Genomic DNA, 14,273 nt, shown 5'->3' with positions numbered 1-14,273 from the left:
GCCGTCGCGTCAGAAGACGTTGAGGACGATCGTCGAGCCCTTGGGCGCGGTGCGCCCGTCCCCGCCCGGTGGGTCCTGGGCGTAGACGATGTTGAGCGGGTGGATGCCCTGCGGGTAGCGGATCTCGACCTGGAAGCCCGCATCCTTCAGGGCCTTCTCGGCGTCCGTGACGTTTCTGGTGTTGACGTTCGGGACGTCGACGAGAGGGGGCCCGAGCGAGACGACGACGTTCACCGTGTCCGTCCGGTGCGCGTCGCTGCCCTGCTCCGGGTCCTGGCGGATCACGAGGCCCGCGGCGACGGACTCGGAGTACTCCTCCGTGACCGCGGGGACGAGGCCCTGGTCCTCCAGGGCCTTGACCGCTGCGTCCTTCTGGGAGCCCGTGACCTGCGGGACGACGACGGGCGCCGGGCCGGACGAGACCGTGAGCACGACGGGGACGTCGTGCCGGACCGTGGCGCCCTCCTCGATCGGGTTGCCGTCGCTGTCCGTGACGGCCATGACCTGGCCCGCCGGGACCTCGTCGTGCGCCTGCGCGACCGGGTCACCGACCGTCAGGTCGGCCCCCTCGAGCGCGGCCGTCGCGTCGACGTCCGTGGCGCCCACGAGACCGGTCGGCACCGTGAGCATCCGCACGCCCTTCGAGACGACGAGCAGGACGCTCCCGTCCTTGCGCACGCGCTCGCCGGACGGAGGGTCGGTCTCGACGACGGCGCCCTCGGGCACGGTGTCGTCGTAGCGCTCCTCGACCGTGTGGTCGAGGTTCGCGCGGTCGAGGATCGTTGCGGCCTCGGTCCGGGACACCTCGACGAGGCCGTCGGGGACCTGCGTGTATGCGCCCGGCCCGGACGAGAACCACCAGGCCGCGCCGCCACCGACACCCGCCAGGACGAGCAGGACGACGAGCGACCACACGAGGGCACGGCCCCGGCCGCGGCGTCGGGCCGTGGCCGGAGGAGCCGGAGGCGGCGGCGGGCCCGGCCGCGTCGTCGGGGCGACGACGTGCCCCACGGCGAGGGGCTCGGTGAGGCCGGCGGCCTCACGGTCCTGGAGGCTGAGCGCGGCGAGGGGTGCGGTCGCCGCCGAACGGTGCTCCGCCGTCGGGCCGTGCTCCGCGCCCTGGGCGGGCCCGACGGCGCCCGCGGCCGCGGGCGGGTCGACGCGCCGCTCGAGGTCGGCCGGGTCGAGCTCCGCCCGGACCGAGCGGACGAGTGCGAGGGCGGCGCCCGCGTCGGCCGGGCGGTCGGCGGGATCGCGCGCGGCGAGCGCGCACAGCAGGTCGTCGACCTCGGGCGGGATCCACGGCGCGACGTCCGAGGGCGGCGGCACGTCGTTGTTGACGTGCTGGAACGCGACCTGGATCGGGGTCGTGCCGGTGTGCGGGACCGTTCCCAGCAGCATCTCGTAGGCAAGGATCCCCACGGCGTAGACGTCGGTCCGCGCGTCGCACGTGCCCGTCGCGATGAGCTCGGGGGAGAGGTACGCGACGGTCCCGAGGATGGTGCCGGTCGTCGTCGCCGTGACCTCGTTGACCGCGCGCGCGAGCCCGAAGTCGGTGACCTTGAGCCGGCCCTCGGTGTCGAGGAGCACGTTCTCCGGCTTGATGTCGCGGTGCACGAGCCCGGCGCGGTGGGCGGCGGCGAGAGCATCGAGGACGTCCTCGAGCACGTCGAGCGTGCGGCCCAGCGGCAGGGTGCGCTCGGTGAGCATCGCGCGGCGCAGGTTCGAGCCCGCCACGTACTCCATCGTGAGGTAGCTCGTGTCCCCGTCGAGCCCCTGGTCGTACACGGCGACGAGACCGGGATGGGTGAGGCGGGCCGCCGCGCGCGCCTCACGGCGGAAGCGCGAGACGAAGTCGGCGCCCGACGCACCCTCGGCGAGGTGGGCGTGCATGACCTTGAGCGCGACCTCGCGCTCGAGCCGCCGGTCGACGGCCAGGTAGACCGTCGCCATGCCGCCTCGCGCGATGCGCGAGACGACCTCGTACCGCCCGTCGACCAGGCGGCCGACGAGGGGATCGGTCGTCACGGTGGCCACGGGGAGAGTCTAGGTGGCCGGGCGTCGCGATCCGGTGAGCGCGGGCGTGCACGGCGTGGGTGTCGTGTGGAGGCACGCCGTAGGCTTGCCCGGTGACCGACCGTGACCCCAGCCCCCGCCCGACCCTCGACGACCTGGTCGGCGAGTGGCTGACCCTCCCCGACGTCGCCGAGGCGCTCGGCACCGACGTCGGCAAGGTGCGCCGGATCGTCCAGGAGCGCCGCGTCGTCGGCGTGAAGCGTGGTGAGCGGACGACGTTCCAGATCCCGGCCCGGTTCCTCGTGCCGCTGCACCTCGTCGACCCGGCGAACGCCGGGCGCCCGGACGAGAGCGGCCGCGTCGGCGTCCTGTCGAGCCTCCAGGGGACGATCGTCGTGCTCACCGACGCCGGCTTCGACGACGCCGAGATCCTCGAGTGGCTGTTCGCGCCGCACGCCGAGCTGGGGGAGCCGCCGTTCGACACGCTCCTGAGCGGCCACAAGGCGCGCGTACGGCGCGTCGCGCAGTCCGAGCTCTGAGCCGCGCGTCCGACGCGCTCGTCCGACCTGCTCTGCCTCGCGTCAGGCGGTGCGCTGGACGGCGGCCCGCGCGAGCAGCCCGAGCATCGTGGCCCCGGGCTCGTCGAGCCCGGCACCGGCGAGGGCCGACGACGCCCGGTCGGTGAGCTCGGCGATGAGCGACTCCACGGCGTCGCGCGCACCGGTCTCGACGAGCACGGCGCGCAGATCCTCGACCGTGCGCGCGTCGAGGTCCGGGTCGCCCAGGTGCGTGAGCAGGAGGTCGCGCTGCGCGGGCGTCGCCGCGGCGAGCGCGCGCACGACGAGCACCGTGCGCTTGCCCTCGCGCAGGTCGTCGCCCGCGGGCTTCCCCGTGACGCGCGCGTCCCCGAACACGCCGAGCACGTCGTCGCGGAGCTGGAACGCCTCGCCCACGGGCAGCCCGAACGCGCTCGTCGCGGCGACGGCGACGTCGTCGGCCCCGGCGAGCGCCGCGCCGAGCGCGATCGGGTGCTCGACGCTGTAGCGCGCGGACTTCGACCGGATCACGGCCCGCGCGCGCTCCTCGTCGGCCGCGGGGTCGTCGCCCCACGGCAGCACCTGCGACTGCACGTCGAGGTACTGCCCCACGATCACCTCGGTCTGCATGCGCCCGAACACGACGCGCGACCGCGTCGCGACGTCGGTGGGGAGGGCGTCGAGCGCGTCGCCCAGCTCGCGGTGGCTCGCGATGAGCGCGAGGTCTCCGAGCAGGATCGCCGTGTTCTCGCCGTACCGGTCGGCGTCGCCCGACCAGCCGAGCGCGCGGTGCCGCGCCCCGAACGCGCGGTGCGCGGTCGGGTGCCCGCGCCGCGTGTCGGAGGCGTCCATGACGTCGTCGTGGAAGAGCGCCGCGGCCTGGAACAGCTCGAGCGCCGCACCCGTCCGGAGCACGACGTCGCGGTGCGGGCCCTCCGGGTCGCCGCCGTGCGCACGCCAGGACCAGTAGCAGAAGGCGGCCCGCAAGCGCTTGCCCCCGGCGACCAGCTCGTCCGTCGCGTCGGCGAGCGGGTCCGCGTCGGGGTGCGTGGAGGAGAGCTGGTCGCGCAGCACGACGGTCGCGACGCGCAGGGCCTCGTCGACCCCGGCACGCACGCCCTCCCGGTCGACGAGCGCGCTCGCGCCCGGGTCGGAGACGCTCTGAGCAGCCTCCGAGGCGAGGGGCTCGGGCGAGGACGAGGTCGGCAGCGACGGGTTCGGCACGGGGGAAGCCTATGCGGTGCGGCCGCCTCGGGGCGTCGTACCACGGTCGGAGCCTCAGCCCGCCGCGACCTGCCCGCTGATCGTCACCAGGCGCTCGGTCTCGTCGTCGAAGACGCCGACGGCCAGCGACTCGGTGGGGGAGTCGGGGGCGGGCGTCCGGACGAACGTCGTGAGGGACGTGAGCGCGCTCGGGACGCTCGAGGGCGACACCTCGAACCCGGCGGCGCCGAGCGCGTCGGTGTAGTAGGCGGTGAGGGCGTCGACGGGCTCGTCCGAGCGCAGGTTGAGGGTGACGTCCACGAGCGTGCCGTCCTCCGAGGGCCGGGCCGAGCTCGCGAGCACCTGGGCGCCCGGGGGGACCGTGACGAGCTCCGCCGGGAAGCCCTCCACGAGGTCGCCGACCGCCGACGCCGCGTCGTAGTCGGGCAGCGGCGTGCCCGGGACCCCGGCCGCCTCGGACGCGGGGGACTCCGGCGTGGCGCGGGGCCCGGCGGCCCCCTGGACGTCGCCCGGGTCGGACCGGCAGCCCGCGAGCGTCGTGCCGAGCAGCGCCACGACGAGGACGACGGCGGCAGCACGAGCGGACGGGTCCGCACGCCGCACGCGGGCTCGGGTTCGTGGTGGCACGCGCACACCGTAGTCACCCGGGCCTCCGCGAGCCACCACCGGCCCCGGGGCTGGACCACAGGGCGCGTTCCGGCGACTCGCCGGACGCAGGGCGTCCACAGGCGTCCGCGCGCTCTCCCCGCGCGGCCCCGGGACGGGCTGGGATGGGCTCATGACCACCCTGATCCGGGCCCAGGGCCCGCGCGAGCTCCTCGCCTTCGTTCCCTACCGGCTCGGCTACCGACCGCAGGACAGCGTCGTCCTCGTCGGGCTGCGCCCGCCGCGCGGTCGGATCGGGCTCGTCGTCCGGGTCGACGTCGCCGACGTCGCCGACCTCGAGCACGGCCCGCAGCTCGCGCGGTCCGTCGTCGGACACCTCGCCGCGGACGGTGCGGAACGGGTCGTCCTCGTGGTCTACACGGACGCCCCGCTGCGATCCGGCGGCGTCGAGGCCACCGTCGCGAGGGCCGCCGTTCAGCACTGCCGCGAGGCCGTCGAGCCGCACCACGGCCCGGTGGACGTCTGGGTCGTGGCGCCGAGCGGCTGGTACGCGCTCGACTGCGTCGAGGACGAGTGCTGCCCGCCGGGCGGGCGCCCGCTGCGCGAGCTCGAGTCGAGCGAGGTGGGCGCGCACATGGTCCTCGCCGGGGCGGCGCTCGCGGACTCGCGGGAGGAGGCGCTGCGGATCCCGCGCGCGGGTGCCGACGAGCGCCGACGAGCGGCGCGTGCCGCGCGGCGGGTACGGGACCGCGCCCGCGGGGTCGGCCCGAACGACGCCTGGGCCGACCCGGACCCCGTCGCCCGCCGGGTCGAGAGCCTGGCCGAGTGGCGTGCGGCGGTCGCCCGTGCAGCGCAGCACGAGCGGGACCGCGCGGGGGGCCAGGCACCCGACGCGCGGACCGGGGCGGGACTGCCTCCGGCCACGGTCCTGGGCCGGCTCGCGGCGGGGCTCGAGGCGGTCCCGGTGCGCGACGCCGTGCTCGTCTCGCTCGTGCCCGGGACGGGCGACCTCGCGGACCGCACGGTGCACGGTGGCGACGTCGACGCCGGGACGGCGCGCGCGATCGCGTCGATCGTCGACCCGGCAGCGGGTCTGGCGCCCGACCCGACCGTCACGGGACCGGCCCGCGCCGTGCTGGAGGCGGTCGTGGCTCACGCACCGCGCGGGAGCACCGCGCCGGCGCTCACGCTACTCGCGCTGGTCGCCTGGTGGCACGGGGACGGCGGCCGGGCGGGACGCCGGCTCGACGAGGCGCTCGCGGAGGACCCGACGTACCGGCTCGCCCTCCTGCTGTCGAGCGCGCTCGACGCCGGTGTGCCGCCGGGCTGGATCCGCGCCGACGTGTGAGCCGGGGCGCGCGGGTTCGGGTAGGTTCGACCGCAACACGACCTGCGGTCGCCGCCCGCGGCCGGCCGCGCCCACGAGCCGTTCCGGAGGACACATGAGCGTCGTCGTCGCGCACCTGAGCACGCCCGAGGGCCGCGAGGCTCTCGACAGCGCGGCCACCGAGGCGGTCCGTCGCGGCACCGAGCTCGTGGTCGTGGTCACGGAGGGCTCGACGTCGACGCCCGAGCTCGCCGCCGCGCACGAGGACGACCTGCGCCGGGTCGAGGAGCGGCTCGAGGGCACGGGGACGACGCTGCGGCGCGAGCGGGGGACGTCCGACCTCGCCGACGACCTCGTGAGCGCGGCCGAGCGCGCCTCCGCGGACCTCATCGTCATCGGCCTGCGCCGCCGCAGCCCGGTCGGCAAGCTCATCCTCGGGTCGAACGCCCAGCGCATCCTGCTCGACGCGCCGTGCCCGGTGCTGGCCGTCAAGCCCGAGCGCGCCGCGGGGGCCTGAGCAGGGAATCTTCGCGGGTGCCCGGCCGTTGTACAGGCCAGGACCCGGGTGACGGACGTCGCCGAGACGTGGTGTGCGGGACCGCCGAGCGGCGGTCAGGTCCGACCTCACCCCGTGTCGCGGCGCCCGGTGCACGGATCGCCGGTACAATATAGGTATCCGCTAGAGCCCGACGACTCACCGTGAGAGTCCACGAGAAGCCCGCACTTCACGGTTCACGTCCCCGCTCTGGCGGCCCTACCGCCCCCCATGATTGCCGAAAGGTCGGTTTGTGGCGCCCTCAACCCCGATTTCCGCACTTCCGCGAGAGTTCGAGCACCCCGCCCTGCAGGAGCTCCTGCGGCGCGGCAGCGCGAACGGTCGCGTCGACGCCGAGAGCTTCCGCACCGCGTGCGAGCAGGCCGCCGTCAACGACGCCAAGCGGCTGAAGGCGGTCTTCCGCGCGCTCGCAGGCGCCGGCGTCGAGGTCGACATCCCGACCACGACGAAGGTCGCCGCGGCGGCCTCGCCGCGCAGCACGACGACGGCGCGCACCAAGCCCGCCGCCGCGAAGTCGACGTCGTCGACGACGCGTCGCACGACGACCGCCGCCAAGGCCGCCCCGGCGACCGAGGGCGACGCGGCCGAGGCCGCGCCGTCCACCGGACCCGCGAAGCCCGCCGCCCGCAAGACCGCGGCGAAGTCCCCGGCCAAGGCGAAGGCGACGCCCGCGCGCGCCAAGAAGAAGGACGACGACGAGGACGACGCCGAGGTCGAGGTCGAGGACCTCGAGATCGACGTGACCGAGGACGAGGAGGACGCGGCCGCGGGCTCGGGCGCGAAGAAGCCTGCCGCCGGTGCCGCGACCGAGGAGCCCGAGGAGACGGGCTTCGTCGTGTCGGACGCCGACGAGGACGACGCGCCGGTCCAGCAGGTCGTGACCGCCGGTGCGACGGCCGACCCGGTCAAGGACTACCTCAAGCAGATCGGCAAGGTCGCGCTGCTGAACGCGGAGCAGGAGGTCGAGCTCGCGAAGCGGATCGAGGCCGGCCTGTTCGCGGAGGAGAAGCTCGCGGCCGAGGGCGACGACCTGGACCGCAAGCTCAAGCGCGAGCTCCAGTGGATCGCGCACGACGGCAAGCGCGCGAAGAACCACCTGCTCGAGGCGAACCTGCGTCTGGTGGTGTCGCTGGCCAAGCGGTACACGGGTCGCGGCATGCTGTTCCTGGACCTGATCCAGGAGGGCAACCTCGGTCTGATCCGTGCGGTGGAGAAGTTCGACTACACCAAGGGCTACAAGTTCTCGACGTACGCGACGTGGTGGATCCGCCAGGCGATCACGCGCGCGATGGCGGACCAGGCGCGCACGATCCGTATCCCGGTGCACATGGTCGAGGTCATCAACAAGCTCGCGCGCGTGCAGCGGCAGATGCTGCAGGACCTGGGCCGGGAGCCCACGCCCGAGGAGCTCGCCAAGGAGCTCGACATGACCCCGGAGAAGGTCGTCGAGGTCCAGAAGTACGGCCGCGAGCCCATCTCGCTGCACACGCCCCTCGGTGAGGACGGCGACAGCGAGTTCGGTGACCTCATCGAGGACTCCGAGGCGATCGTCCCGGCCGACGCCGTGAGCTTCACGCTCCTGCAGGAGCAGCTCCACCAGGTGCTCGACACCCTCAGCGAGCGCGAGGCGGGCGTCGTCTCGATGCGCTTCGGCCTGTCCGACGGGCAGCCCAAGACGCTCGACGAGATCGGCAAGGTCTACGGCGTGACGCGCGAGCGCATCCGGCAGATCGAGTCGAAGACCATGTCGAAGCTGCGGCACCCGAGCCGCTCGCAGGTCCTGCGCGACTACCTCGACTGACGTCCCCGCCCTCGGGCGGCCGGCCCGGCCGCCCGAGGGCGAGAAGCGTCGAGACGCACGAAGGCCCCGAGGAGAGCTCCTCGGGGCCTTCGTCGTGTCGTCGTCGGCTGTCGGCCGCCGGACCGGGCGGTGGAGCCGGTCCTCGTGGCCCCTGACGGACCCCGCTCGCGGCGAGGCGGCCGGGGCCCTGCGGTGCGAGCGGCGCGTCAGCGCGCGCCGTGCTCCGCGAGCAGCTTGTCGGTCTCGTCCTGGATGGACGTCGCGAGGTCGGTGTAGGCCTCGGCGTGCGCCCGCGCGTGGTGGCCGCAGAACAGCAGCTCACCGCTCGGCAGGACCACGCGGACGTACGCCTGGGCCCCGCAGCGGTCGCAGCGGTCGGCCGCGGTCAGCGGTTCGGTGGTGGTCGTCGTAGCAGTCACATGAACATCAAACCATCCGCCCCTGAGGATTCGTCCCCCACGGGGGCCCGGTTCGCTACCCGCGAAGCGCCTCGGGTCCGTGCACGGCCCGCGCCGGGTCCGTGACGCCTCCCGAGCGGAGCCGCGCCGTGGCCGCAGCCGCGGGCCCGCGGCGGGGGAGCGCAAGGGTGTGGGTGCGCTCGTCTAGGCTTGCCGCCGTGACGACCACCTCCGCTGAGTCCAGCTACACCGCTCGGCACCTGTCCGTGCTCGAGGGTCTCGAGGCCGTGCGCAAGCGCCCCGGCATGTACATCGGGACCACCGACTCGCGCGGCCTCATGCACTGCCTGTGGGAGATCATCGACAACTCCGTCGACGAGGCGCTCGCCGGGAACTGCTCCAAGATCCTCGTCGTGCTGCACGCCGACTCGTCCGTGACGGTCGAGGACGACGGTCGTGGCATCCCCGTCGACATCGAGCCCAAGACCGGCCTGTCCGGCGTCGAGGTCGTCTTCACCAAGCTGCACGCGGGCGGCAAGTTCGGCGGTGGCTCGTACACCGCGTCGGGCGGTCTCCACGGCGTCGGGGCCTCCGTCGTGAACGCGCTCTCGTCGCGTCTGGACGTCGAGGTGGACCGCGGCGGCAAGACGCACCGCATGACGTTCCACCGCGGCGAGCCCGGCATCTTCACGGACCCGAAGGCGGGCCCGACGCCGGACGCCCCGTTCGAGCCGTTCGTCTCGGGTTCCGAGCTCGCGGTCGTCGGGAAGACGAAGCGCGGCGTCACCGGCACGCGCGTGCGCTACTGGGCGGACCGTCAGATCTTCCTCAAGACCGCCGTCTTCTCCTACGACGAGCTCGTCACCCGCGTGCGCCAGACGACGTTCCTCGTCCCCGGCCTCGAGATCACCGTGCGCGACGAGCGCGGCGTCCCCGGCACGCCGGGGGAGTCCGGGCCGCACGAGGAGACGTTCGTGCACACCGGCGGGTCGGTCGACTTCGTCGACTTCCTCGCGCCGGACACGCCCGTCACCGCGACGTGGCACCTCACGGGCTCGGGCTCGTTCACGGAGACCGTCCCGGTGCTCGACGACCGCGGTCACATGACGCCGCAGGCCGTGCAGCGCGACTGCGAGGTCGATGTCGCGCTGCGCTGGGGCACGGGGTACGAGACCGAGGTCCGCAGCTTCGTCAACATCATCGCCACACCCAAGGGCGGCTCTCACCTCGGCGGGTTCGAGCAGGGACTGCTCAAGGTGCTGCGCAAGTCGGTCGAGACGAACGCGCGCCGCCTCAAGGTCTCCACCAAGGACGCGTCCGAGCGCATCGAGAAGGACGACGTCCTCGCCGGGCTGACCGCCGTCGTCACCGTCCGCCTCGCCGAGCCGCAGTTCGAGGGCCAGACGAAGGAGGTCCTCGGCACGGCGCCCGTGCGCGGCATCGTGTCGCGCGTCGTGGAGAAGGAGCTCAACGCGCTCCTCACGTCGACCAAGCGCGACGAGAAGACGCAGGCCGCGCTGCTGCTCGACAAGGTCGTGGCGGAGATGCGGGCGCGCATCACCGCGCGCAAGCAGAAGGAGATCTCGCGCCGCAAGAACGCGCTCGAGACGTCGTCCCTGCCGGCCAAGCTCGTCGACTGCCGCAGCGACGACGTCGAGCGCAGCGAGCTGTTCATCGTCGAGGGCGACAGCGCGCTCGGCACCGCGCGCCTCGCGCGCAGCTCCGACTTCCAGGCGCTCCTGCCCATCCGCGGCAAGATCCTCAACGTGCAGAAGGCCTCCGTGAGCGACATGCTCCGCAACGCCGAGTGCACGGCGATCATCCAGGTGCTCGGCGCCGGGTCCGGGCGGTCGTTCGACCTCGAGGCCGCGCGCTACGGCAAGATCGTGCTCATGACGGACGCCGACGTCGACGGCGCCCACATCCGCACCCTGCTGCTCACGCTCTTCTACCGGTACATGAAGCCGCTCGTCGAGGCGGGGCGCGTGTTCGCGGCCGTGCCGCCGCTGCACCGGATCGAGGTCATCGGCGCCGGACGCCGCAAGAACGAGTACATCTACACGTACTCCGAGGCCGAGCTCGTCGCGACGCTCAAGAAGCTCGACAGGGCCGGGCGCCGCTACAAGGACGACATCCAGCGCTACAAGGGCCTGGGGGAGATGGACGCGGACCAGCTCGCCGAGACGACGATGGACCCGCGTCACCGCACGCTGCGCCGCGTCACGGCCGAGCACGCCGAGGCGGCGGAGCGCGTGTTCGAGCTGCTCATGGGCAGCGACGTCGCGCCGCGCAAGGAGTTCATCGTCGCAGGCGCCGCCGAGCTGGACCACGCGCGCATCGACGTCTGACGGTGACCAACGGCCAGGACGCGCGCCGGCCCGACGAGGCCGACGTCGCGCGTCGTCTGCGTCGCGTCGTCCTGGTCGTCGCAGCGCTCAACCTGGCGTACTTCGTCGTCGAGCTGTCCGTCGCGCTGGCGGCGGGGTCGGTGTCGCTGCTCGCCGACAGCGTCGACTTCCTCGAGGACACGGCGATCAACCTGCTCATCGCCGTCGCGCTGGGCTTCCCCCTCGCGCGGCGCGCGCTCCTGGGCAAGGCACTGGCCCTGCTCATCCTCGTGCCCGCGCTGTACGCCGCCTGGGAGGTCGTGCGCCGGCTCGGCGACCCGCCCGCACCCGAGGTGCTGCCGATCGTCCTCGCCTCGCTCGGCGCGGTCGTGGTCAACGGGGCGTGCGCATGGCTCCTCGTCCGGGTCCGCCACCACGGCGGGTCGCTGAGCCGGGCCGCGTTCCTGTCGGCCCGCAACGACGTCCTCGTCAACGTCGCCGTCATCGCGATGGGGCTCGTGACCGCGTGGACCGGGTCCGGCTGGCCGGACCTCGTGCTGGGGTGCGGGATCATCCTCCTCGCGGGCCACTCCGCGTACGAGGTGTGGGAGGTCAGCGAGGAGGAGCGCCTGGCGGTCAAGGCCGTCGCGGGCGAGGAGATCGGGTGAGGTGCCGTCGTCCGACAGGCGGGCGACCCGGCGCGAGCCGGGCAGCGCTCCGTACGCTGGCGACGTGACCCTCCGAACGCTCCGCGCCACGTCCGCGCGCCCGCTCACCGCCCTGACCGCCGTCCTGCTCACCGCGGGCCTGCTCGCCGGGTGCTCGTCCACCGACGAGCCCGCGACCGACGCCACGACGTCGACCGCGAGCGAGGAGACGAGCGCGCCTGCCGACGACGCGACGGACGACGCGACGGACGAGGCGCCCGACGACGAGTCCGGCGACACCGACGACGCCCCGGAGTTCTCCTACGAGGGCCGCGCCGGCACGACCGCGCTCGACCTGCTGCTCGAGGCAGACCCGTCCGCCCAGGTGACCGGCGAGGGCGAGAACGCGTTCGTCACGGCGATCGACGGCGTCGCCGCCGACCCGGACAGCGAGTTCTGGGCGCTGTACGTCAACGGCGAGATGGCTACCGTGGGAGCAGGATCCCTCGAGACGGAGGACGGGGACGAGATCACGTGGAAGCTCGAGACCTTCACCTCGTGACGCGCTCGGAGAGCACGGCGCTGCGCTGGTGGCGCCCGGCGCTCGTCGTGGCGCTCGCGGCGCTCGCCGTGGTGTGGCGCCTCGTCCGCGCCGACCTCGGCGCTCCGCCCAACCTCGAGCTTGTCACCGCCGCCACGTTCGCCGCGACGATCCTGCTGCGCTCGCGGTGGGCGTTCGTCGTGCCGCTCGCGGTGACCGTCGTGTCCGACGTCGTGCTCGGCAACACCGCGATCGCGCTGTTCACGTGGAGCGCGTGGCTCGTCGTCGGGCTGGGCTCGCTGCTCGCACGGAACACGACCGGCTGGCGCCGCGTCGGGGCGGGCGCGGCGTTCGGGGTCGCGGGCTCGCTGTGGTTCTTCGCGTGGACCAACCTCGGCGTCTGGCTCCAGGGCCGCGGCGTCTGGTACCCGGCCGGCGTCGACGGTCTCGTCGCGAGCTACGTCGCCGGGCTCCCGTTCCTGCGCACCATGCTGCTGGGCAATCTCGTGCTCGTACCGCTCGTCGCGGTGGGCACGCTGCTCGTGGACCGGCTCGAGGCGTCGCACGGGATGGTCGCGGCCCGACCCGCCTGACCCGCGCGGTAGCGTAGCTCGTGCCGGACGGCCGCACGGTCCGGCTGGCGACGGGCTCGGCTGGCTGCGGGCTCGGCCGTGCAGGAGGAGGGCACCCATGGCGGGACACCGGATCTTCGGGATGAGCTTCGCGAGCATCTACCCGCTCTACGTGACCAAGGTGGAGCGCAAGGGGCGCACGACGGACGAGCTCGACCAGGTCATCGGCTGGCTCACCGGCTACGACGACGCCGGCCTGGCGCGGGCGGTCGCGGACGAGATCACGCTCGAGGAGTTCTTCGACCGGGCGCCCGCCTGGAACCCGAACGCCTCGCTCATCACCGGGGTGATCTGTGGCGTCCGCGTCGAGGACATCGAGGACCCGCTCATGCAGAAGGTCCGCTACCTCGACAAGCTCGTCGACGAGGTCGCGCGAGGCAAGAAGATGACGTCGATCCTGCGTGGCGAGACGGCGGCCGCCTCGTAGCGCCGGCAGGGTCTCAGCCGAGCTGCTCCGCGATCCCCACGATGACGCCGCCCGGTCCGCGGAGGTAGCAGAGCCGGTAGACGCCCTCGAACTCGACGATCTCTCCCATCACCTCGCCACCGTGAGGCCCGAGGCGCCGCACCGTGTCGTCGATGTCGTCGACGGCGAACATCACCCGGTGCAGGCCCAGCACGTTGGGCGGTGCCGTGCCCAGGCCGAGGTCGAGCGGTGTGGGCGCGTGATACCGCGTGAGCTCGAGGCGCCCGTTCCCGTCGGGGACGCGCATCATCGCGATCTCCGACCGCAGCCCCTCGAGCCCGACGACGCGCTCCGCCCACCGCCCCTCGATCGTCATCCGGTCCTCGAGCTCCATCCCGAGCTCGGCGAAGAACGCGACGGCCGCGTCGAGGTCGTCGACCACGACGGCCACGTTGTCGAGGCGCTGGAGCGCCATGGGTGCCTCCTGAAGGTCTGGTGCCGGTGAGGTGCCCGGGCGCTCGCGAGCTCCCGTGCCGGGTGGTCCGGTCCCGGGTCAGGCGTCCTGCCCGACGCCGCGACCCGGCTCGCTCATGTCGCCCGTCCCTGGCGTCCCGTCCGCGAGACCGTAGCGCAGCAGGACGGTGCCCGTGGGGCTCGGCGCGGGCGGCTCGAGGAGCGTGAGGTTGGTGGGGACGGCGCCGCCGTCGAACACGGTCTTTCCCGTGCCGAGCACGATGGGGTGCACCCACAGGTCGAGGCGGTCGAACAGCCTCTCGTGCAGCAGCGTCTGCACCAGGTCGAGGCTGCCGACGACCTTGACGCGCTCGTGCCGGTCGCGCACCTCGCGCACCGCCGCGGGCAGGTCCGGGCCGAGCAGCGTCGACCCGGCCCACGGCAGGTCGGGCGCGCCGCGCGACGCGACGTACTTGGGGATGCGGTTGAACAGGACGGCGAAGTCGTCGTCCTGCCCGCCCTCCTGGAACGGCCAGTACGACGCGAAGATGTCGTACGTGCGGCGCCCGAGCAGCAGCGCGTCCGTGCCCTCGTACGCCGCGGCGATCTGCGCGCCAGCGACGTCGTCGAGCAGCGGCGCCTGCCAGCCGCCGAACGCGAACCCGCCCTCCGGGTCCTCCTCCGGCCCGCCGGGCGCCTGCCCGACGAGGTCGAGGGTCGTGAACAGCTCGATCTCGATGGATCCCATGGTCGTCTCCAGGTCGGCTCGCCGTCTCGGTCCAGGGGTAGACCGCGGGGCACCG

At 73.8% G+C, this 14,273-nt stretch carries 15 protein-coding genes; 9 read left to right on the top strand and 6 right to left on the bottom strand.

All coding sequences use genetic code 11. The features are described 5' to 3' along the window. Window positions 1–9: 9 nt before the first annotated feature. Window positions 10–2,037 (bottom strand): Stk1 family PASTA domain-containing Ser/Thr kinase, encoded by a 2,028-nt coding sequence (gene pknB, locus CCE02nite_RS02765; protein WP_170227191.1) that lies wholly within the window; start codon window positions 2,035–2,037, stop codon window positions 10–12. Window positions 2,038–2,129: 92 nt separating this feature from the next. Between pknB and CCE02nite_RS02755 the strand changes: the two genes are divergently transcribed. After that, the gene (locus tag CCE02nite_RS02755; protein ID WP_053371271.1) at window positions 2,130–2,555 is read left to right on the top strand and encodes an Rv2175c family DNA-binding protein; all 426 of its coding nucleotides are present in this window, start codon (window positions 2,130–2,132) and stop codon (window positions 2,553–2,555) included. Window positions 2,556–2,597: 42 nt separating this feature from the next. Here the strand turns inward: CCE02nite_RS02755 and CCE02nite_RS02750 are convergent, their stop codons facing one another. Together CCE02nite_RS02750 and CCE02nite_RS02745 are read right to left on the bottom strand one after the other, a co-directional pair. Then, window positions 2,598–3,776 (bottom strand): polyprenyl synthetase family protein, encoded by a 1,179-nt coding sequence (locus CCE02nite_RS02750; RefSeq protein WP_308463675.1) that lies wholly within the window; start codon window positions 3,774–3,776, stop codon window positions 2,598–2,600. A 54-nt stretch (window positions 3,777–3,830) separates the two neighbouring features. After that, window positions 3,831–4,403 carry a hypothetical protein gene (locus CCE02nite_RS02745; protein WP_141387945.1) on the bottom strand — a complete coding sequence of 191 codons (573 nt, stop codon included), beginning with the start codon at window positions 4,401–4,403 and terminating at the stop codon, window positions 3,831–3,833. Window positions 4,404–4,554: 151 nt separating this feature from the next. Between CCE02nite_RS02745 and CCE02nite_RS02740 the strand changes: the two genes are divergently transcribed. The 3 genes from CCE02nite_RS02740 (at window position 4,555) to CCE02nite_RS02730 (ending at window position 8,066) form a co-directional block, all read left to right on the top strand. Next, window positions 4,555–5,730 carry a DUF4192 domain-containing protein gene (locus tag CCE02nite_RS02740; protein ID WP_141387943.1) on the top strand — a complete coding sequence of 392 codons (1,176 nt, stop codon included), beginning with the start codon at window positions 4,555–4,557 and terminating at the stop codon, window positions 5,728–5,730. A 94-nt stretch (window positions 5,731–5,824) separates the two neighbouring features. Further along, entirely contained in the window at window positions 5,825–6,226 is a 402-nt protein-coding gene (locus CCE02nite_RS02735) for a universal stress protein (protein WP_141387941.1), read from the top strand. A gap of 271 nt (window positions 6,227–6,497) precedes the next feature. Next, complete coding sequence (locus tag CCE02nite_RS02730; protein ID WP_141387939.1) at window positions 6,498–8,066, top strand: RNA polymerase sigma factor; 1,569 nt, start codon at window positions 6,498–6,500, stop codon at window positions 8,064–8,066. 206 nt (window positions 8,067–8,272) lie between these two features. Here CCE02nite_RS02730 and CCE02nite_RS02725 read toward each other — a convergent pair whose 3' ends face one another. Further along, on the bottom strand, window positions 8,273–8,485 hold the full coding sequence (locus CCE02nite_RS02725) for a DUF7455 domain-containing protein (RefSeq protein ID WP_141387937.1): 213 nt from the start codon (window positions 8,483–8,485) through the stop codon (window positions 8,273–8,275). A gap of 197 nt (window positions 8,486–8,682) precedes the next feature. On the opposite strand from CCE02nite_RS02725, the gene CCE02nite_RS02720 reads away from it, so the two are divergent. The 5 genes from CCE02nite_RS02720 (at window position 8,683) to CCE02nite_RS02700 (ending at window position 13,038) form a co-directional block, all read left to right on the top strand. Beyond that, entirely contained in the window at window positions 8,683–10,812 is a 2,130-nt protein-coding gene (locus CCE02nite_RS02720; protein WP_141387935.1) for a DNA gyrase/topoisomerase IV subunit B, read from the top strand. A 2-nt stretch (window positions 10,813–10,814) separates the two neighbouring features. Then, entirely contained in the window at window positions 10,815–11,459 is a 645-nt protein-coding gene (locus CCE02nite_RS02715) for a cation efflux transmembrane domain-containing protein (protein ID WP_141387933.1), read from the top strand. A 64-nt stretch (window positions 11,460–11,523) separates the two neighbouring features. Next, window positions 11,524–12,000 carry a DUF4430 domain-containing protein gene (locus CCE02nite_RS02710; RefSeq protein WP_141387931.1) on the top strand — a complete coding sequence of 159 codons (477 nt, stop codon included), beginning with the start codon at window positions 11,524–11,526 and terminating at the stop codon, window positions 11,998–12,000. Beyond that, window positions 11,997–12,572 carry a DUF6580 family putative transport protein gene (locus CCE02nite_RS02705; protein WP_141387929.1) on the top strand — a complete coding sequence of 192 codons (576 nt, stop codon included), beginning with the start codon at window positions 11,997–11,999 and terminating at the stop codon, window positions 12,570–12,572. Before CCE02nite_RS02710 ends, CCE02nite_RS02705 begins: the two co-directional genes overlap by 4 nt. Before the next feature lie 97 nt (window positions 12,573–12,669). Next, window positions 12,670–13,038, top strand: coding sequence for a DUF2200 domain-containing protein (locus tag CCE02nite_RS02700; protein WP_141387927.1), 369 nt, complete (start codon window positions 12,670–12,672; stop codon window positions 13,036–13,038). Window positions 13,039–13,051: 13 nt separating this feature from the next. Here the strand turns inward: CCE02nite_RS02700 and CCE02nite_RS02695 are convergent, their stop codons facing one another. Both CCE02nite_RS02695 and CCE02nite_RS02690 read right to left on the bottom strand, forming a co-directional pair. Next, entirely contained in the window at window positions 13,052–13,492 is a 441-nt protein-coding gene (locus CCE02nite_RS02695; RefSeq protein WP_141387925.1) for a VOC family protein, read from the bottom strand. Between the two features lie 78 nt (window positions 13,493–13,570). Then, window positions 13,571–14,218 (bottom strand): dihydrofolate reductase family protein, encoded by a 648-nt coding sequence (locus CCE02nite_RS02690; protein WP_141387923.1) that lies wholly within the window; start codon window positions 14,216–14,218, stop codon window positions 13,571–13,573. Window positions 14,219–14,273 lie beyond the last annotated feature (55 nt).

It is taken from the genome of Cellulosimicrobium cellulans (genome assembly GCF_006539945.1).
GTDB lineage: Bacteria > Actinomycetota > Actinomycetes > Actinomycetales > Cellulomonadaceae > Cellulosimicrobium > Cellulosimicrobium cellulans.
The sequence above is the reverse complement of the archived record's forward strand: the minus strand, read 5'-3'. Positions and strand labels throughout refer to the sequence as shown.

Bases quoted from the DNA above. Each gene is read 5' to 3' on its own strand.
- CCE02nite_RS02690 (WP_141387923.1), bottom strand. From the start codon at position 14,218: ATGGGATCCATCGAGATCGAGCTGTTCACGACCCTCGACCTCGTCGGG.
- CCE02nite_RS02740 (WP_141387943.1), top strand. From the start codon at position 4,555: ATGACCACCCTGATCCGGGCCCAGGGCCCGCGCGAGCTCCTCGCCTTC.
- CCE02nite_RS02695 (WP_141387925.1), bottom strand. From the start codon at position 13,492: ATGGCGCTCCAGCGCCTCGACAACGTGGCCGTCGTGGTCGACGACCTC.
- CCE02nite_RS02700 (WP_141387927.1), top strand. From the start codon at position 12,670: ATGGCGGGACACCGGATCTTCGGGATGAGCTTCGCGAGCATCTACCCG.
- CCE02nite_RS02735 (WP_141387941.1), top strand. From the start codon at position 5,825: ATGAGCGTCGTCGTCGCGCACCTGAGCACGCCCGAGGGCCGCGAGGCT.